Here is a 17,062-nt window from a genome sequence, read left to right as displayed (position 1 = left end):
GATTCCCGCCGCCTCATTTCCCGCTCATCTTCCAGACCCCGTCCCAGCCCGGGGGCGGAGCAGCCAGCAGGACCCGGCACCGGTCCACGTAACGGGCGGCCGGTGCATCCTCTGCGGCCAATGGGCCGAAACAGGCCAGCGCCTCGGGGAAATCGCCCTGATAATACCGGGCAAGCCCCCGGGCAAAAGCGCAAAGCGGGGCGGGCATGGCGGTTTTCCCTTCGGCCATCGGTTCGAAAATCGTGATCGGCTCTTCTCGCCCCAGGACCTTGACCCTGCCGATTTCCCGCACCAGAAAATCCTCACCCAGCTGTTGCCTGGTTGCCGCGGAGATGAGGATCGGCGTACCGAATTCCTTGTTCACCCCTTCGAGGCGGGCGGCAATATTCACGCCGTCGCCGAGGATGGAGTAATCGAAACGCTGGCTGGAGCCCAGGTTTCCCACCAGCACCGTGCCGGTGTTGATCCCCACCCGCATGAAAAGATCGAAACCGAAACGGCTCTTGAACTCCGGCCTTTTGGCGGCAAGCCGCGCCTGGCAGCGCAGGGCCGCGCGCACCGCGCGCCGGGCATGGTCGGCCTGGGCAAGGGGCGCGTTCCAGAAGGCGAGGATGGCGTCACCTTCATACTTGTCGATGGTTCCTCCCTCTTCCATGATGATCTCGGTCATGGCGGAGAGATATTCGTTGAGCAGCAGGGTGAGCCGCTCCGGATCCAGCTGCTCGGAAAGGGTGGTAAATCCCTGAAGATCGGCGAAGAAGATGGAAAGCTCCCGCTTCTCGCCCCCCAGCCGCAGCCGCTCCGGCTGGTTGACCAGCTGTTCGATCACCGTCGGGTGCAGATACTGGCCGAAGGCCCTCTTGATATACCTTTTTTTGCGGCCCTCGGTGGCAAAATTGAACAGGACGCCGCCGAGCAGGGAAAGCAGCACGGCGAGGCTCTGAACGGCGACCGGCAGCCACAGCCCTTGTCGATATGCCGCAAAGCCACCGGCGAGGGGCAGCGGCAGCAGGAGGAAAAAAGCGAGGAGCGAGTGCCAGGCGTTCCGACAAAAAAGGCTGGCGACCGCCGCGACAAGAGCCATGAGCAACAGCGCGCCCAGATTCAGCCAGGCCGGGCTGTCCCGGAGAAAATCATTGGCGAGGAGATTGTCGAGCATGGTGGCGTGGATCTCCACCCCCGGATAGACGCCGGCCAGGGGTGCCGCCCTGAGATCAAAGAGGCCCGGCGCGGTCATGCCCACGAAAACATAGGCGTCCGCCAACTCCTCGGGGGCAAGGGCTGGCTTCTCTCCCGCCTCTATTTGCAGCTCGGCCTGGATCACGGCGGCCATGGAGATGGTGCGGATGGTCTGCGCCGGACCCCGGAAATTGAGGATGCTTCGCCCTGCCCCGTCCGTGGGCACGAGCCGATTTCCAAGCCGCAGCCCGCGCCCGGAAAGGGCATGGGGGATCTCGCCTCCCGCCCCGACGAGATAGGCGGCGAGGGCGAGGGAAGGGATCTGCTTTTCGCCTGCCGTGACAAGGAGGGGCGCCCGGCGGAAAACGCCGTCGGCATCGGGCCGGCCGCTGATGCTCGCCAGCCGGGCCGCCCCCTCGACAACCTCCGGCACCGGCAGGGTGCAGGCCGCGCCGGCCGGGATGCAGCTGGCAACCACCCGGCCGTTTTCGGCCATGGCGGCGCCCAGTGCCTGATCGTCAGCCGGCCCGTAAAGCGACGGCTCGCTGAAAAGCATGTCCAGGGCGATGACCCTGACGCCGGCCCGCCGACAAAAAGCGAAGAGCGTGGCATAGGCCTGGCGGGGCCACGGCCAGGAAAGACCGTTTTCCCGGCTGCCCCAATCAAGGCTTTTCTGGTCCAGGGCGATGATACGGATCCGGCCGGTGCTGGACCGCGGCTCGGCAAAGGCGGCAACCCGCCAGCGCCAGGCGGTGTTCTCCAGGTCATCCAGCAGGCCAAGCCGCCCGCAAAGCAGGGCCAGGCCAAAGGCCAGCAGAGCAAGCCCCAGGCCGGCAAGGGTCTTTTTCCCCATCAGATTCCCGCCAGCGCAAGCTGGAACCGTTTCCGGCGGAGAGCCTTGCCGCTTGCCTCCTTAGCGCTGGCAAGCAGGGGGGCAAGCTCCTCGATGCGCTCGGTCGGGTCGGGATGGGTCTTGGCGAAATCAAGGCTTTTCGGCTGCAAGCGCGCCTCCATCTCGCCGAGCATGGCGACCAGGGCCCGGGGGTCGTACCCCGCCCGGCTCAAGATGGCCAGGGCGGCCGCATCCGCCTCCCGCTCAAAGGCGCGGGAATAGCCGCTGTTCACCAGGGTGGCGGTGACGTCATTGATGGAATTTTCAAAAATATCGGTCAAGCCGGCAAGTTCCGGGCTGCCCAGCTGCCTGGCCCCCTCCGTGGCCATGAGGGAGAAGGCGCTGGTCAATCTGCTTTTTCTGATGGCCTGCAGGCCGTGCTTCTGCTGCACATGGCCGATTTCATGGGCCAGCACCGCGGCCACCTGATCCTCGTCCTTGCAGCAGCGCAGCATTCCCCGGCTGACCAGGATCAGACCGCCCGGCGCGGCAAAGGCGTTGATGCCCTCGTCGGCGATGAGCAGAAAATGATAGCCGCCGTAAGTTTCCGGCCTGTCCGAAAACTCGGCCAGAGTCTGGCCGAGACGATTGAGATACAGACTGGCGGCCTGGTCGCCATGCACCGGATATCTGCCGAGCAGGCTCGCGGCCACGGCGCGGCCCAGATAGTATTCCTGTTCGGGCGTGATGTCGGTAAAGGCCTTTTCCATGGCATGGGCGGTTTTTTTGATGGAATCCATCTGCGACTCGCTGATGGAAAAGCCACCGACCTGGATGCCGCCGAGGCTGTCCAGCACCTCGGTGGTTTTGCAGCCGCCCGAAAAGAAAGCACAGCCTGCCGCAAGCAAAATGGCCATGACCAGGGCATGGTTCTTCATGGCCGCACCGCCTCGCCGGCCACCAGCCCGCCCTCGCCCAAAAACCGCTGCCTCTCCTCGGCCGGGACAATGACCCGCTCCATCCAGTCCACCCAGGTATAGTCCGCCTCTCTGTCCCGGGCCCTATGCTCGGCTTCCACCTGGGCGTTGAACCCCTTGCCGCCCAGGGCCAGCTCATCCTGCGAGGCGGCGGCCCCCATCTGTTCCCCGGGCCTCAGGGTCAGTTTTTTGGTGACCAGACTGGCGCTGTGCAGCCAGCCCTCCCTGCCCCGGGCCTGCTCCCGCACCTTGAACCAGAGGCCCTGCTCGGCGAGGATATCGACCCGCTCGCCGTAGGAGAGGGTCGCGACTATCCTGCCGAAGGGCATGGGGGAAAACCTGAGCGCGCCATTCTGCACGGCGACGCTCATCCACGCCTGTCCGGCCAGCGCGGGGATGGACGCCAGGAAAAAGAAAAGAAAGAACACCGTTTTTTTCGTCTTGGCCATGGGGATTTTCCTTAAAAAAATTTCACAACGCGCGCAACCGCCAAATCATCCCATACTAGCACAGGAAATTTCCCGAAACAATGCGGGGACAGACCATTTTCCCGTTTTTGCTGCGTTCGGCGCGGCCGGAAAAAGGACTCCCCCCCTTGCGGCCGCCCCTTGCATTTCCTCCCCTGCTCCAATACACTGACGTTATCCCCTTCCCTTACCCCCCATGAGGTAATCCCATTGTACCTGCTTTGCAGCGATCTTGACCGCACCATTCTTCCCAACGGCCCCGCCCCGGAATCCCCGCAGGCCCGCCCCCTTCTTCGCGCCCTGGTCGGGCGACCCGAGGTCCGGCTCGCCTATGTGAGCGGCCGCCACCGGGAGCTTCTTCTTGCGGCGATCAGGGAATACCGGCTCCCGGTTCCCGATTTCGCCATCGGCGACGTGGGCACCACCATCTATACCATCGGCGACCGGGGCTGGCAGCCCCTGGAAGCATGGCAGGCCGTGCTTTCCCGTGACTGGCACGGAGAAAGCAGCAGGGATCTTGCCGGCCTTTTCGCGGATCGCCGGGAGCTGACCCTGCAGGAGCCGGAAAAACAGGGCCGTTTCAAACTCAGCTTCTACACGCCTCCGGAGATAAACAGGGACGCGCTTTTTTCCCTGCTGCGGGAACGCCTGCACCGCGAAGGCCTGGCCGCCACCCTGATCTGGAGCGTGGACGAGTCGGCGCATCTCGGGCTGCTCGATATCCTGCCGGCCAGGGCGGACAAACTCACGGCGATCAGGTTTCTCATGGAGCAGGAAGGTATCGGCGCGCCCCATACGGTTTTTGCCGGCGATTCCGGCAACGACCTGGCCGTCCTGACCAGCGGCCTCAATGCCGTCCTGGTGAAAAACGCGGACAGCGCCGTGCGCCGGGAGGCGGAACAGTTGCTTGCCGAAAAAAATCAAGCGGACAGGCTTTACTGCGCAAAGGGCGATTTCCTGGGGATGAACGGCAATTACGCCGCCGGCGTCTCCGAGGGCCTGTGCCATTTCTTCCCGGAACTCGCCCCTCTTGCCTGGGAAGCAAAAAATAGATTGTCCTTATAGCAATAGTTACTATAATCAATCACCAAAAGCCTTTGCGGCGGTCGTGAAATTTCCGGGCCTTCTTTTTTCGAGCCCGGACAAAAGAGGCGGGTAACCCTTTTCCGGAGCGTAATCGCTATGAATTTTCAACAATTTTCCCTGGGGAAAAAACTGGCGGCAGGCTTTGGCTTCCTCATCGTGCTTTCCACCCTGGGGTCAAGCTTTGCCGTTTTGCAGTCAGGACGGGTGCTGACCTCGATCAGGGATCTGGACAACACCCACCTGCCCCTCGCCTATCTCGGCGGGGAACTGGCCCTCCTGGTCAGCCGCCAGCAGCTGGCCGCGGCAAACTTCGTCATCCACGGAGACGCCGTCTATCGGGAACGCTTCGACAGTCTGGACAAATCGGCCGATGGGGCCTTCAGCCGCGTCCGGGCGACCATCGCCGCGGATGATGAACTGGTCACGGCCGGCTGGCTTGCAAAGATCGACACCATCATCGCCCTGCACGACAAGCTGGCCCCGGTGGCCCGGGAGATGATGGACGCAGCCCAGGCGGACAATCCCGTCGGCGTTGCGGAAAAAGCCGAAACCCTGGAAACGGCGGCCGACCGGATTCGCGAAGCCATCGGCGGGTTTGACACGCTCAATACCGAGGAGGGAGCAGAGGTTGCCGGCGCGGCGCTGCACGGCGGCAACACCCTCCGGAAGATCATCGTCCTCATGGCGGCGGGCATTTTCATCGGTGGCTGCACCCTGGCCTTTGTCATCACCCGCGGCATTACCGGTCCGCTGCAAAAGGCGATCAACGGGCTGACCGGTGGCGCCAACCACATCTCCGCCGCGGCCGGCGAGGTTGCCGGCGCCGGCCAGCAACTGGCCGAAGGAGCCACCGAGCAGGCGGCTTCCCTGGAGGAGACCTCCGCCTCCATGGAGGAAATCGCCTCCATGACCAAGCACAGCGCCGACAACGCCCAAGAGGCCAATGCGGTGATGAGCGAGGTAAACAGCGTGGCCGGCCAGGCCGCCATTTCCATGCGGCGACTCACCGGCGCCATGGGCGAGATCTCCGCGGCCAGCGAGAAAACTTCTAAAATTATCAAAACCATCGACGCGATCGCCTTCCAGACCAATCTCCTCGCCTTGAACGCGGCGGTGGAGGCGGCCCGGGCCGGGGAGGCCGGCGCCGGCTTCGCCGTGGTGGCCAACGAAGTGCGAAGCCTGGCAATGCGCGCCGCCGACGCGGCCCGGGAAACCGCCTCCCTGATCGAGCAGACGGTGAGCAAGGTGCAGGAAGGCACGGTTCTGGTGGAGAAGACCAATGCGGAGTTCAACAGGGTTTCCGAAGGCACCGGCAAGGTTTCGGTGCTGATCACCGAGATCTCCACGGCGGCCAGGGAACAGACCGAGGGGGTGGGCCAGATCAACACCGCCCTTCAGCAGATGGACACCGTGGTGCAGAGCAATGCCGCCACCGCCGAGGAATCCGCCTCCGCCTCGGAAGAACTCTTTGCGGAAAGCAACACCCTGCTCGGCCATGTCCGCGAGCTGCGGACCATGATAACCGGCGGCGCGGGAAGGGAGCGGAACAATGCCGCCGGCAGCGGCCCGCAGCCACCACCCGTGCGGGCATCGGCAAAGCGGCCGGCGCCGGTCGGGGCGAAGAAGCCCCTGACCCTGCCCCAGACAGGAAAAGGCAGCCCCAAAGAGGTGATCCCTTTCGGGGATGAGGAATTTGAGAACTTCTAGGCAAGAACCCCTGCGCAACCTGGGTTCCCAATCCTGCCATACAAAAGCCCCGGGTCGACCCGGGGCTTTTGTATTGTCCGCGCGAAGATCTTACTTGAGGAAGGAGCAGCAGTAGTCAGTGAGGGTTTTCACCTTCAGGCCGAACTTGGCATTGGCCGGCACCTCGAAGGACTCGCCGCCCTTGACCGTCTGCCAGCCGCTTGCCCCGGGCAGCAGCACCTCAAGCTCGCCCGCCATGATTTCCATAAGCTCCTTGTCGGCGGTGCCGAATTCATACTCGCCCGGCAGCATGACGCCGAGGGTCTTCTTGGAGCCGTCGGCAAAAATCACGCTGCGGCTGGTGACCTTGCCGTCAAAATAGACATTGGCCTTTTTCACGATGGTGACATTGGTGAATTCTGACATGGATCGTTCTCTCCGCCGGTTGACTTATCTTCATTTTCCCCGGCGCCTTTTCAAGCCGGCGCCAGGCATTCCGCAAGAGCTTCTTTTACCCGGCGCCAGCCAAATTGCAAGATTTTGTTGCAGGGACCAGGACGGTTTGTCATTTTTTGCCGCAGAGGGGGCAGCCCTGCATGGAAAGAGGCTTTTCCAGCCGGCATTCGGCAAGGAGCGCCTCGTCTTGAAAGATATCCCTGGTGGGGCCGTCGGCTTTGACCGTCCCCTTGTGCAGGACAATGGTGCGCTCACAGAGCTCCAGGACCATATCGAGATCGTGGCTGGTAAAAATCCTGGTATGGCGGAAATCCTTGAGCAGGCCGATGAGCTGCCGGCGGGCGTAAGGATCAAGTCCGCTGGTGGGCTCGTCCATGACCAGGATGTCCGGGGACATGGAAAGCACCGTGGCAATGGCGACCCGTTTTTTTTCTCCGCCGGAAAGGTGATAGGGAGGCTTGTCCTCAAGATGGGCCGCGCCCACCTGCGCGAGCACCTCCCGCACCCGCTCCTTGGCCTGTTCCGGGGAAAACCCCAGGTTCAGGGGGCCGAAGGCGACATCGTCAAACACGGTGGGCATGAAGAGCTGATCGTCGGGATCCTGGAAAATCATGCCCACCGTCCGCCTGATCTCCGGCAGGGTCTGCCGGGTAAGCGGAAAGTCGCCGATGCGGATCTCGCCGGCCGTGGCGGCCAGATAGCCGTTCAAGTGCAGCATGAGCGTCGATTTGCCGGCGCCGTTCGCGCCGATGACTGCCACGGATTCGCCGTGGTGGATACGGAAGGAGACATCCGCCAGCGCCACGGTAGCGTCCGCGTAGACGTGCCTGAGATGCTTGACTTCAACGATATGATGGCTCATGACACGTGCCCCATGACCAGGCCGCCCAGCAGCCGGCTCGGATCCGAAATGCGCAGCAGGAGAAAAATCGCCGCCCAGATCAGGAGATATCCCAATTCCCTGCCGCCGAACCCGGAAACCTTGCGGGTGTGGAATTCGCCCCGAAAACCGCGGGCCAGCATGGCCATGTGAATCCGTTCCGCCCGCAGCCAGGTGCGGACAAGCAGATGGCCGACCAGGGAGCCGAAACCGGCAAGTCCCCGCCCTTTCCGGCCGAAGGCCCGAAGCTCACGGGCCCGGGCGGCCCGGCTCGCCTCTTCGGCCAGGACGAAGATATAGCGGTACAGGAAGAGGAGCTGCACGGTGAAAACCCTGGGCATGCCCAGTCGCTCCAAGGCCTGGCAGATTCCCAAAAATCCGGTCAGCCCGACCAGGCAGACGGCGGCCCCGACGGTGAGGACGGTGCGGACGATGATGGATGCGAAGGAAACCATCCCGCCGCTGATGGCGAAAGGCCCCAGCTGAGAGATGATCTCCCGGTCAAAAATCGGGTTGAACAACCCCACCACGACGGCAAAGGGAACGACCATCCCGACCTTTCTGGCGATGAAGCCAGCCGGCAGATTGCCTGCGGAGACAAGGACCACCGGATAGAGAAAAAAGGGAAACAGCGGCGCCAGGGCGTAGCGATCAAAGGAGACCACGGCCAGGATGAAAAACAGCGTGACAAGCACCTTGGCCCGGGCATCAAGCCGATGCAGCGCCGTCCCGCCGTTGGCGAGAAGATCGAGCTGCCTGAAATCCGTAACCGCTCCCTCGATGGACCGCACAAACCCTCCAGAAAAAAACAGGAAACGGCAGCCCGCCCCCTGACCCGGGACGAAGGAGCACGATTCCCCCGCCCGTTCAGGCGGGTTGCGTTCTCCGTCTCAAGACAATCCCGAACAGAGAGACAAGCAGCAGGCTGAGCAGGGCGCCCACCCCTCCGGAAACGCTGGTGCCCAGCCTGCCCTCCGCCTCCGCGGCCGCGGGCTGTCCGGAAAGGACGGCCGTTGCCCCGGCCTCCTCCCTTTGAAAGCCATAATCCGGCAGAAAGGCAAGCTTCGCCTGCAACCCGGCCAGGGTAGCATGCAGCCCGCCCTCCTGGCCGGCCAGCTCCTCGCCGCCGGTGACTCTGGCGATGGCCCATTCAAGACCGTCCGGGTTTTCCGAGGCGAACCAGGAAAGAATCCCGCCGACGAGAAGGGCAACCAGGGCAAAGGAGAGGGCAATGCCGGCCACGGGCATGCGGCCAAGCGGTTTATTCTCCATGGCGCCCTCCAGAATCTCCGGCCTGGCCTTGTGGACAAAGGAAACCACGGCCGCGGTCACCAGGCCTTCGACAACCCCGATGGCCAGATGGATGGGCTGCATGAGCAGCAGAAAGGAGGAAAAGGGCAGAGAAGAGATGCCGGAGGCCACGGTTTCCAGCACCACGCACAGGGCGCCCAGTTGCAGGCCGAGCACGGCGGCGAGCACGGCGGCCGCCGACATTCTGGCCTGGCCTGCCCTGCTGCCGACGATTTTTTTATAGACAAGGGGGTAGGCGACAAAGGCGGGAAAGACACCCAGGTTGAAGATATTGCAGCCCAGGGCCAGGATGCCGCCGTCGGCGAAAAAGAGCGACTGCACCACAAGCACCGAGGCTATGGTGAGGAAGCCGGCCTGGGGGCCGAGCAGGATCGCGAGCAGGAGGCCGCCGCCCAGATGTCCGCTGGAGCCGGTGGCCGGAATGGTGAAGTTGATCATCTGCGCCGCGAAGATGAAGGCGCCCAGCACCCCCATCAGCGGAACCTTGCGGTCGTCAAGTTTCTTTTTCAACTTTACGGAGCAGTAGGTTATGGTTCCTGCCGTTGCGGCCCACATGCCCGCTCCGACCGCGGGTGACAAAAGCGCATCCGCCATGTGCATGGTCTGTTCCCCCCTGAAAATTCTCGACGCCCGATTTGTGTTACCAAGTAAATAATTAGTGACACACAATGAATACGATAATCATATTCGTGTGTCAAGAAATTTTCTGGCCCGCCTGCGTCACCCCCGCTTCAAACGCGTGGAATTTACTTGTTTTTCAGGAAAAATCAGGTACTATTTTTTATCGGTATCAGGATATGAAAGGAGCCCGGCATGGGAAAAATCGTTCGCTTCGGCATCTCGCTTGACGAAAAGCTGCTGGAAAGTTTTGACGAACTCATCGCGCACAAAAAATACACCAACCGTTCCGAGGCGATCCGGGATCTGATCCGCGCCTCCCTGGTGGAGCACAAAAGCGAAACAGCCGAAGAAGCCATCGGCACCGTCACCCTCATTTACAACCACCACGTCCGCGATCTCTCCGACAAACTCACCGAACATCAGCATGCCCACCACGACCGGGTGATTTCCGCGCTCCACGTGCATCTCGATGCTCACAACTGCCTGGAAGTGCTGGTGGTGCGGGGACCGGCCCAAGAGGTGCGGCAGATCGCCGACGAGCTGATCGGCGTGAAGGGGGTCAAGCACGGCAAGCTGGTGATGACCAGCACGGGCAAAGACCTGCACTGATCGAGGGGTGCCCTGGACAAAGAAAAAAGGGCTGCCCGCCGCAGCCCTTTTTTCTTTTCGGTTGACGGTCCGGACTCAGACGGTCCGGCAGACCCTGCCGAAACCGCCGGGGATGGTGCCGGAGGCCCAGAAAACCGTGGCCTGTTTGTAATCGATGAACCAGTACCCTCCCGGCTTGCGCTGATCGGCCAGAAAGATGAAGGGCTGCTCCTTGGAAAAACAGGGATGCAGGTGGATCCCCTTTTCGTTCGCCTCCGGTTCCACCAGGGAGAGCGCCTCCTCCATGGTGGGCAGGCGCCAGTCGTCATGGCCCGCGAACCTGCTCGCGTTCAACTGCTCGACATACTTCTGCACATTGCGGATGGTGGTGAGGTCACAGCCGCCCCGCTGCCACATCACCCCGATCCTCTCATCGACCACGGTCAATGTGTCCCCGCCGTCCACCAGGACGTTCGCAAAGGAACCGGCGGGGTTGTACTGGGCATCGTAAAAATCATGAACCCTGATCAGGGCGGGCACCTCCTTTTCCAGGACAACCGCGCCTTTGTCGCGCAGCACGACCTTTTGCAGCGGTGAAACCGTCTGTCCCCTCTTTGGCAGATTCGTTTCCAGGGATTCCGTTTCCACCGCCTCCCGGATGGGCTGAACCCGCGAATAGTCCTCGGCCTCGATGACCTTTTCCAGCAGCCATTCCTTGATCCTGCCGTCGATGGCGTAGCTCTGGTCGAACATCGACTTACCCTGCTTGGCCACCGCCCTTTCGATCATCTCCTGGGGGCAGTCGATTTTGGCCAGTATCCTGGCATGCTTGACGCCGCGCTCCATGAGGTAGAGCTTGGCCGGCGGGGTCCAGTTGTCGATATAGAAATAGTAATGGCGCTCGCTGTTGTTGCGGATCCGCTCCCTGCCGCCCCAGCTCTCGAAAATGGCAAAAGTGTCCGACGGCGTGAGATCCCAGTCGATGGCGAGATGATGGCCTGAAATTCCCAGTTTGTCCGCTAAGCCCATGGTGCACCTCCCGAGTTTTTTTTTCATCATTGCGCAGGAACAGCTATAATAAGGGTGACCCAAAAACTGCTATTGATAATTATTACTATAATAGTACAGGAAACTCTTCTCTGCAAGGTGAAATTGCGCATGAAAAATCACGGCTTCAGAACAAGCGCCGGCCACCCCCTGCCCCTGGGCGCCACCAGGCGGCCGGAAGGGGTGAATTTTGCCATTTTTTCCCGGCATGCCGAACGCGTTTTTCTGCTTCTTTTCAAATCCGGCCACGAAGAGCCCCTGGCGACAATCCCTCTGGATGCCAAGGAAAACCGCACCGGCGACATCTGGCATATCCTCCTGCCCGACCTGGACCCGAACCTCCGCTACGGTTATCGGATGGGAGGCCCCTACGATCCCAAGGGGGAGGGCCATTTTTTCCAGGAGGACAAAATCCTCATCGACCCCTATGCCAAGGCCCTGACCGGCGGCTCGGACTGGGGGACGCTCTATTGCCGTTCAGGACTCTGCTCGCCGATCAGCAGCTTTCAGCGCCGCGGCTGCATTGTCGATGACTTGTTCGACTGGGAGGGTGACCGGCCCCTCAATATCCCGCTCAAGGAAACCATCATCTATGAAATGCACGTCCGGGGCTTCACCCGCCACAAAAGCTCGGGAGTCACGCACCCCGGCACCTACCAGGGGATCATCGAAAAAATCCCTTACCTGCGAAAGCTCGGCATCACCGCGGTGGAGCTTTTGCCGGTCGCCGAGTTCAACGAGCTTGAGAACATCAACATCAATCCCCTCACCGGCGAAAAACTGAAAAATTTCTGGGGCTACAGCCCGATTTCCTTTTTCGCGCCCAAGGCCGCCTATGCAGTGAACGGGCGGAACGGCAACCAGGTCCGGGAGTTCAAGGAAATGGTCAAGGCCCTGCACCGGGCCGGCATCGAGGTCATCCTCGACGTGGTTTTCAACCACACGGCCGAAGGCGGCGGTGACGGCCCGCTGATCTGCTTCCGGGGCCTGGACAATGTCATCTATTACCTGCTTGACCCGAACAGCCGCGAATATCTCAACTTTTCCGGCTGCGGCAACACCGTGAACTGCAACCATCCCCTGGTCCGGCACCTGATCATGGATTGCCTGCGTTACTGGGTCATGGAGATGCATGTGGACGGCTTCCGTTTCGACCTGGCCAGCATCCTGGGCCGCGACCAGCAGGGCAATGTCCTGAGCAACCCGCCCATGGTGGAAAAGATCGCCGAAGACCCCATCCTCGCCAACACCAAGATCATCGCCGAGGCCTGGGATGCCGCCGGTCTCTATCAGGTCGGCAGCTTCTCCACCAACAAGCGCTGGGCCGAATGGAACGGGAAATTCCGCGACGATGTCCGCCGCTTCCTCTGCGGCCATCAGAACACCGTCGCCGACCTCGCCACCCGGATCGCCGGCAGCGCCGACCTCTACCAGGCCAGCGGCCGCAGACCCTGCAACAGCATAAACTTCATCACCAGCCACGACGGCTTTACCCTCTTCGATCAGGTGAGCTACAACGAAAAATACAACGAGGCCAACGGCGAGGCAAACCGGGACGGCTGCAACCATAACATCAGCTGGAACAGCGGCTGTGAAGGAGCGAGCGACGATCCCGCCGTCAACAGCCTGCGCATGCGCCGCATCCGCACCTTTGCCGTAATTCTCCTCCTTTCCCAGGGCGTTCCCATGCTGGTGGCCGGCGACGAATTCGGTCGCAGCCAACAGGGCAACAACAATGCCTACTGCCAGGACAACGAGATCAGCTGGCTCAACTGGGAGCTGGCCCATGACAACCGCGACCTGCTGCGGTTTTTCACGGAACTCATCGCCCTGCGCAAAAACCATCCGGTTTTCAGGCGCCGGGATTTCTTTCCAGCCCCCTCCGAAAGCCAGGCGCCGGAGATCGAATGGCAGTCCACCGCGCCTGGCCATCCCAACTGGTCGCCCACCTGCAAAACCCTGGCCTTCCTGCTCCACGGCACCAGCATGGGCAAACGCCTGGACGATGATTTCTTCATCATGCTCAACGGCGGCCACACCGAAAGCCGCTTTATTCTTCCGCCCCCGCCTCGCGGCGGCTCCTGGCGGCGCCTCATCGACACCGCGGCCAGGCCGCCGCGGGATATCATTCCGGAGAAAAAAGCCGCTCCGATCAAAGCGACCAGGATCGCCCTGGCCCCCCTGGCCGCCGCGGTCTTCATTGCCAGGGAACGCTGATGCCCATGCGGGTTCTCTTTCTTGGCGACTCCCTCATCGAGTATTACGACTGGCAGGACCGCTTCCCGGATCAGGCGGTGCGCAATGCAGGCCAGGCGGGCGAGACGGTGGCCGGGCTCCTCGCCCGCCTGCCCGGGCTGCTCCAGCGCCGGCCCACCCCTGAGATGGTGATCCTCATGATCGGCACCAACAATCTGCTCATGGAGGACTATGCCTTTCTCCCCGACTACGGAAGGATTCTCGCGACCATTGCCGCGCAGGCCCCTGCCGCCGGAATCGCCTGCACCAGCCTTCTGCCCATGCCGCTGTCCTGGCTCGCCGACACGGCGGTGGCAAGAATCAACGCCTCCCTCCACCGCCTTGTTACCGGGGCCGGGGCCTCTTATCTCGACCTGTACGCCGCCTTCACCAAGGGCGGAGAGCCGGCCGCCGCCTATTTCGAAGGAGACGGCGTGCACCTGAGCGGCCCGGGTTATGCGCTCTGGAGCCGGGAGATCGCGGCCCTGCTCGGAAACAGGGCCTGACCTTCTCCTTTTTTTCCCAAAACTCCCCGCCACTTGCCAGGGCAGTTCCCGGCCGCGACAGCCGTGGCTATTTTTTCAGTGCAGAAAAAGACAAATTTGTTATTTTAACTCCCGACCCGCCAAGCTTTATCACTAATCTGTAAACAAAAACCGCAAAGAGCCATGACCCAGAACAACCGCGAACTTGCCGACCTGACCACCCTTTACGAAATCACCAAGGCCATGGCCTCCACCGACGATCTGCGCAAATGCCTTGAGGCGGGCCTCACCGTGCTTGCCGAGCGGACCGAATTGAAAAACGGCGCGGTCACCATCGCCAACCCCCTCACCGGCCAGATCGAAACCGAAGTGGCCCTGGGCATGACGGCGGAAGCGCGAAAACGCGGCATCTACAAGTTCGGCGAGGGCATCACCGGCCGGGTGGTGGCCAGCGGCTCCCCCATTGTCGTGCCCCAGATCAGCCAGGAACCGCTTTTCCTGAACCGAACCAGGGCGCGGGCCGAGAAGAATCAGGAAACCCTCTCCTTTCTCTGCGTACCCATCAAGCATGGCCTCAACACCATCGGCGCCCTGAGCGTGGACCGCGACTACAAGGAAGGGATCGATTTCGAGAAGGATCTGCAGTTTCTCACCGTGCTCTCCGGCCTCATCGCCCAGACCGTGCTGCGCATCCAGGCGGTCAACCAGGAACGGGAACGCCTGGAACAGGAAAACACCCAGCTCAAGCGGGAGCTTTCCGAAAAATACCGGGTCGCCAACATCGTCAGCAATTCGAACCGCATGCAGGAGGTGTTCGAGATGATCCACCGGGTGGCGGACAGCAACGCCACCATTCTGCTGCGCGGCGAATCGGGCACCGGCAAGACCATGGTGGCCAAGGCCATTCACCACAACAGCAAACGGGCCAAGGGGCCCTTTGTGGTGGTGAACTGCTCGGCCCTGCCGGAAACCCTGCTGGAAAGCGAGCTGTTCGGCCATGAAAAAGGGGCGTTCACCGGCGCGCAAACCGCCAAGAAAGGGCGGTTCGAACAGGCCGAAGGCGGAACCCTCTTCCTGGACGAAATCGGCGAACTGAGCCAGAACGTGCAGGTGAAGCTGCTCAACGTGGTTCAGGACCGCGAATTCCAGCGTCTGGGCGCCACCGCGCCCAGCAAGTGCAATGTCCGGCTGATCACCGCCACCAACAAGGATCTGGAAAAAGCCGTCGAGGACGGCTCCTTCCGGGAGGATCTCTACTACCGCCTCAATGTTTTCCCCATCTATCTGCCGCCCCTGCGGGAACGCCGCACCGACATCATGCTGCTGGCCGATTTTTTCCTCCAGAAGTACAACGAGGAGAACGACAAGCAGATCCGCCGTATCTCAACGCCCGCCATCGACCTCCTGGTCCAGTACCACTGGCCAGGCAATGTCCGCGAGCTGCAGAACTGCATCGAACGGGCCGTGCTGATCTGCGACGAGGATTCCATCAAGAGCTACCATCTGCCGCCCTCCCTGCAGACCTCGGAGTCGGTGAGCGAACGCAATCCGGTTTCCTTTACGGCGGCGGTGGAGAACTTTGAACGGGAGCTGATCATTGACAGCCTGAAAAAAAGCAAGGGCAACCAGACCAAGGCGGCCCAGATGCTGGACACCAGCCTGCGGATCATCAACTACAAGATCGCCAAGCTCAACATCAATCCGCGCCAGTTCAAGATAGGCAAATAAAACAGGACGATGAAGATCCTCCTCCACCTCTGCTGCGGCCCCTGCGCCACCTATCCCCTTCTCGCCCTGCGGGAACAGGGCCATGCCGCCCGGGGCTATTTTTTCAACCCCAACATCCACCCCTTCCGGGAATTCAGACAACGGCTCGACACCCTGGAAGGGTTTGCGGCTAGAATGGATTTCCCGGTGGAGTACGAACGGGAGTACGGCCTGCGCGAGTACCTGCGCCGGGTGGTGTTCCACGAAGAGGAACGCTGCGGCCTCTGCTACGCAATGCGTCTGGAGGCCACCGCCAGAAAGGCGCTGGAACTCAAGGCGGACGCCTTCAGCTCCACCCTCCTCTACAGCCGTTACCAGAACCACGAAAAGATCCGGTTGCTGGGCGAGGAACTGGGGGCGCGGCTGGCAATCCCCTTTTTCTATCAGGATTTCCGGCAAGGCTGGCAACGGGGCATCGACCTGGCCATCGAGATGGATCTCTACCGGCAGCCCTATTGCGGCTGCATTTACAGCGAACAGGAACGCTACGACAGGAAATTCAGGAAGAACAAAGGCAAGACCCGGACAAAAAGCGGGGATCCCGGGCCATGATGGCGGAAAATCCTCTCCCCGCTATTCGCTGGGCGCGGGCTGGCCGCTGCCGCCGGGCAGGATGCCGAAGGCGGACTTGAAGGACTGCCAGTCCGGCAGGGAGATGGTGGGTACATAGCGACGCCAGGACTTCTCAACCCCCTCTTCCGACCGCAGCTGGGCCAGAAGCTCATTGGCCTGGGGCACCACGCTGGATTCGGGGTAGGTGGCGAGCAGATACTCGAGCCGCCCCTCGGCCTGGGCATCCTCATCGGTGCGGACATAGAAGGTGGCGACATAAAACTCGTGCTGGGCGAGAAAATCACGGGCCGCCTTGATGCGGGCCGAAGCCTCGACCAGATAAGGAGACTGCGGAAAGGAACGGTTCAAGCGTTCAAAGGCCTGCACCGCGTTCATGGCGCTACCGGGATCGCGGTCATGGGTGCCGATCTGCTGGTAATAGCACATGCCGATCTGGAAAAGCACGTAGGGAACCGCTTCATTGGTGGGATGGTTGGCCTCAAACTCCTCGTAGAGGGTCTTGGCCTCCCCGTACTTCTCCATGTAATAATTGGCGTCCGCCGATTTCAGTTCGGCAAGGAGGGCCACGTCGCTGAAAGGGAAGCGGTCCTTGATTTCCTCAAAGGTCTTCAGGGCGGCGCTGTACTTGCCCCGGTTGAAATCGGTCATGGCGTCCATGACCAGGGCCTCAGGACTCTGGGTATCCCCGGAACCGGAGCCGAAGCCCACCCAGTCGAGCATCGTATCGAGGGTTGCACAGCCGCTCAGGGCGACACAGCTCACCCCCAGGCAAAGACTCAAGAGACAGACCTGCAAAACCCGACCGCTTTCTTTTGAAAAAATCATGAACCGTCCATCCAGCCTGGTTGCATCGGAAAAAAGACAAGCGAAGG

General features: G+C 61.6%; 16 protein-coding genes. 7 read left to right on the top strand and 9 right to left on the bottom strand.

The genetic code is table 11. From position 1 onward, the window contains the following. Window positions 1–13: 13 nt before the first annotated feature. From ACUUL3_RS00465 to ACUUL3_RS00455, 3 genes are read right to left on the bottom strand one after another with little or no spacing between them, the layout of a single operon-like run. Window positions 14–2,032: a CHASE2 domain-containing protein gene (locus tag ACUUL3_RS00465; protein ID WP_448553535.1), complete on the bottom strand. Its 2,019-nt coding sequence runs from the start codon at window positions 2,030–2,032 to the stop codon at window positions 14–16. After that, on the bottom strand, window positions 2,032–2,949 hold the full coding sequence (locus ACUUL3_RS00460; protein WP_448553533.1) for a M48 family metalloprotease: 918 nt from the start codon (window positions 2,947–2,949) through the stop codon (window positions 2,032–2,034). The genes ACUUL3_RS00465 and ACUUL3_RS00460 overlap by 1 nt, the downstream gene beginning before the upstream one ends. Next, window positions 2,946–3,437 carry an SH3 domain-containing protein gene (locus ACUUL3_RS00455; protein ID WP_448553531.1) on the bottom strand — a complete coding sequence of 164 codons (492 nt, stop codon included), beginning with the start codon at window positions 3,435–3,437 and terminating at the stop codon, window positions 2,946–2,948. Before ACUUL3_RS00455 ends, ACUUL3_RS00460 begins: the two co-directional genes overlap by 4 nt. Window positions 3,438–3,665: 228 nt before the next feature. On the opposite strand from ACUUL3_RS00455, the gene ACUUL3_RS00450 reads away from it, so the two are divergent. Continuing rightward, window positions 3,666–4,520 carry an HAD-IIB family hydrolase gene (locus ACUUL3_RS00450; RefSeq protein WP_448553529.1) on the top strand — a complete coding sequence of 285 codons (855 nt, stop codon included), beginning with the start codon at window positions 3,666–3,668 and terminating at the stop codon, window positions 4,518–4,520. A 117-nt stretch (window positions 4,521–4,637) separates the two neighbouring features. After that, window positions 4,638–6,248 (top strand): methyl-accepting chemotaxis protein, encoded by a 1,611-nt coding sequence (locus ACUUL3_RS00445; protein WP_448553527.1) that lies wholly within the window; start codon window positions 4,638–4,640, stop codon window positions 6,246–6,248. A gap of 90 nt (window positions 6,249–6,338) precedes the next feature. Here the strand turns inward: ACUUL3_RS00445 and ppnP are convergent, their stop codons facing one another. The 4 genes from ppnP to ACUUL3_RS00425 form a co-directional block, all read right to left on the bottom strand. Then, window positions 6,339–6,653, bottom strand: a complete 315-nt coding sequence (gene ppnP, locus ACUUL3_RS00440; protein ID WP_448553525.1) for a pyrimidine/purine nucleoside phosphorylase — start codon at window positions 6,651–6,653, stop codon at window positions 6,339–6,341. A 139-nt stretch (window positions 6,654–6,792) separates the two neighbouring features. After that, window positions 6,793–7,545 (bottom strand): energy-coupling factor ABC transporter ATP-binding protein, encoded by a 753-nt coding sequence (locus ACUUL3_RS00435; RefSeq protein WP_448553523.1) that lies wholly within the window; start codon window positions 7,543–7,545, stop codon window positions 6,793–6,795. After that, a complete protein-coding gene (gene cbiQ, locus ACUUL3_RS00430; RefSeq protein WP_448553521.1) occupies window positions 7,542–8,354 on the bottom strand; it encodes a cobalt ECF transporter T component CbiQ in 813 nt (270 codons plus the stop codon). Before cbiQ ends, ACUUL3_RS00435 begins: the two co-directional genes overlap by 4 nt. Window positions 8,355–8,430: 76 nt before the next feature. After that, window positions 8,431–9,474, bottom strand: coding sequence for an energy-coupling factor ABC transporter permease (locus tag ACUUL3_RS00425; protein WP_448553519.1), 1,044 nt, complete (start codon window positions 9,472–9,474; stop codon window positions 8,431–8,433). 213 nt (window positions 9,475–9,687) lie between these two features. Between ACUUL3_RS00425 and nikR the strand changes: the two genes are divergently transcribed. Then, a complete protein-coding gene (nikR, locus tag ACUUL3_RS00420; protein WP_448553518.1) occupies window positions 9,688–10,104 on the top strand; it encodes a nickel-responsive transcriptional regulator NikR in 417 nt (138 codons plus the stop codon). 75 nt (window positions 10,105–10,179) lie between these two features. On the opposite strand, the gene ACUUL3_RS00415 is transcribed toward nikR, so the two are convergent. Further along, a complete protein-coding gene (locus tag ACUUL3_RS00415; RefSeq protein ID WP_448553517.1) occupies window positions 10,180–11,112 on the bottom strand; it encodes an Lcl C-terminal domain-containing protein in 933 nt (310 codons plus the stop codon). Between the two features lie 129 nt (window positions 11,113–11,241). Between ACUUL3_RS00415 and glgX the strand changes: the two genes are divergently transcribed. The 4 genes from glgX to ACUUL3_RS00395 all read left to right on the top strand — a co-directional run bounded on the left by glgX (window position 11,242) and on the right by ACUUL3_RS00395 (window position 16,169). Continuing rightward, complete coding sequence (gene glgX / locus ACUUL3_RS00410) at window positions 11,242–13,347, top strand: glycogen debranching protein GlgX (protein ID WP_448553515.1); 2,106 nt, start codon at window positions 11,242–11,244, stop codon at window positions 13,345–13,347. Next, window positions 13,347–13,871 (top strand): GDSL-type esterase/lipase family protein, encoded by a 525-nt coding sequence (locus ACUUL3_RS00405; RefSeq protein WP_448553513.1) that lies wholly within the window; start codon window positions 13,347–13,349, stop codon window positions 13,869–13,871. Before glgX ends, ACUUL3_RS00405 begins: the two co-directional genes overlap by 1 nt. A 162-nt stretch (window positions 13,872–14,033) precedes the next feature. Continuing rightward, window positions 14,034–15,578, top strand: a complete 1,545-nt coding sequence (locus ACUUL3_RS00400; protein WP_448553511.1) for a sigma 54-interacting transcriptional regulator — start codon at window positions 14,034–14,036, stop codon at window positions 15,576–15,578. Between the two features lie 9 nt (window positions 15,579–15,587). Then, a complete protein-coding gene (locus ACUUL3_RS00395; RefSeq protein WP_448553509.1) occupies window positions 15,588–16,169 on the top strand; it encodes an epoxyqueuosine reductase QueH in 582 nt (193 codons plus the stop codon). 21 nt (window positions 16,170–16,190) lie between these two features. Here the strand turns inward: ACUUL3_RS00395 and ACUUL3_RS00390 are convergent, their stop codons facing one another. Further along, window positions 16,191–17,015 carry an outer membrane protein assembly factor BamD gene (locus ACUUL3_RS00390; RefSeq protein WP_448553507.1) on the bottom strand — a complete coding sequence of 275 codons (825 nt, stop codon included), beginning with the start codon at window positions 17,013–17,015 and terminating at the stop codon, window positions 16,191–16,193. Between the last annotated feature and the right edge of the window lie 47 nt (window positions 17,016–17,062).

Source organism: Thiovibrio sp. JS02, from assembly GCF_053485635.1.
Note: the sequence above shows the minus strand (reverse complement) of the source record. Positions and strands in the feature narration are given on the sequence as shown.

Excerpts from the sequence above, each read along its gene's own strand:
- glgX (WP_448553515.1), top strand. The coding sequence starts at position 11,242 with ATGAAAAATCACGGCTTCAGAACAAGCGCCGGCCACCCCCTGCCCCTG.
- ACUUL3_RS00395 (WP_448553509.1), top strand. The coding sequence starts at position 15,588 with ATGAAGATCCTCCTCCACCTCTGCTGCGGCCCCTGCGCCACCTATCCC.
- ACUUL3_RS00435 (WP_448553523.1), bottom strand. The coding sequence starts at position 7,545 with ATGAGCCATCATATCGTTGAAGTCAAGCATCTCAGGCACGTCTACGCG.
- ACUUL3_RS00405 (WP_448553513.1), top strand. The coding sequence starts at position 13,347 with ATGCCCATGCGGGTTCTCTTTCTTGGCGACTCCCTCATCGAGTATTAC.
- nikR (WP_448553518.1), top strand. The coding sequence starts at position 9,688 with ATGGGAAAAATCGTTCGCTTCGGCATCTCGCTTGACGAAAAGCTGCTG.
- ACUUL3_RS00455 (WP_448553531.1), bottom strand. The coding sequence starts at position 3,437 with ATGGCCAAGACGAAAAAAACGGTGTTCTTTCTTTTCTTTTTCCTGGCG.
- ACUUL3_RS00465 (WP_448553535.1), bottom strand. The coding sequence starts at position 2,032 with ATGGGGAAAAAGACCCTTGCCGGCCTGGGGCTTGCTCTGCTGGCCTTT.
- ppnP (WP_448553525.1), bottom strand. The coding sequence starts at position 6,653 with ATGTCAGAATTCACCAATGTCACCATCGTGAAAAAGGCCAATGTCTAT.
- ACUUL3_RS00460 (WP_448553533.1), bottom strand. The coding sequence starts at position 2,949 with ATGAAGAACCATGCCCTGGTCATGGCCATTTTGCTTGCGGCAGGCTGT.
- ACUUL3_RS00425 (WP_448553519.1), bottom strand. The coding sequence starts at position 9,474 with ATGCACATGGCGGATGCGCTTTTGTCACCCGCGGTCGGAGCGGGCATG.
- ACUUL3_RS00390 (WP_448553507.1), bottom strand. The coding sequence starts at position 17,015 with ATGATTTTTTCAAAAGAAAGCGGTCGGGTTTTGCAGGTCTGTCTCTTG.
- ACUUL3_RS00445 (WP_448553527.1), top strand. The coding sequence starts at position 4,638 with ATGAATTTTCAACAATTTTCCCTGGGGAAAAAACTGGCGGCAGGCTTT.
- ACUUL3_RS00400 (WP_448553511.1), top strand. The coding sequence starts at position 14,034 with ATGACCCAGAACAACCGCGAACTTGCCGACCTGACCACCCTTTACGAA.
- ACUUL3_RS00415 (WP_448553517.1), bottom strand. The coding sequence starts at position 11,112 with ATGGGCTTAGCGGACAAACTGGGAATTTCAGGCCATCATCTCGCCATC.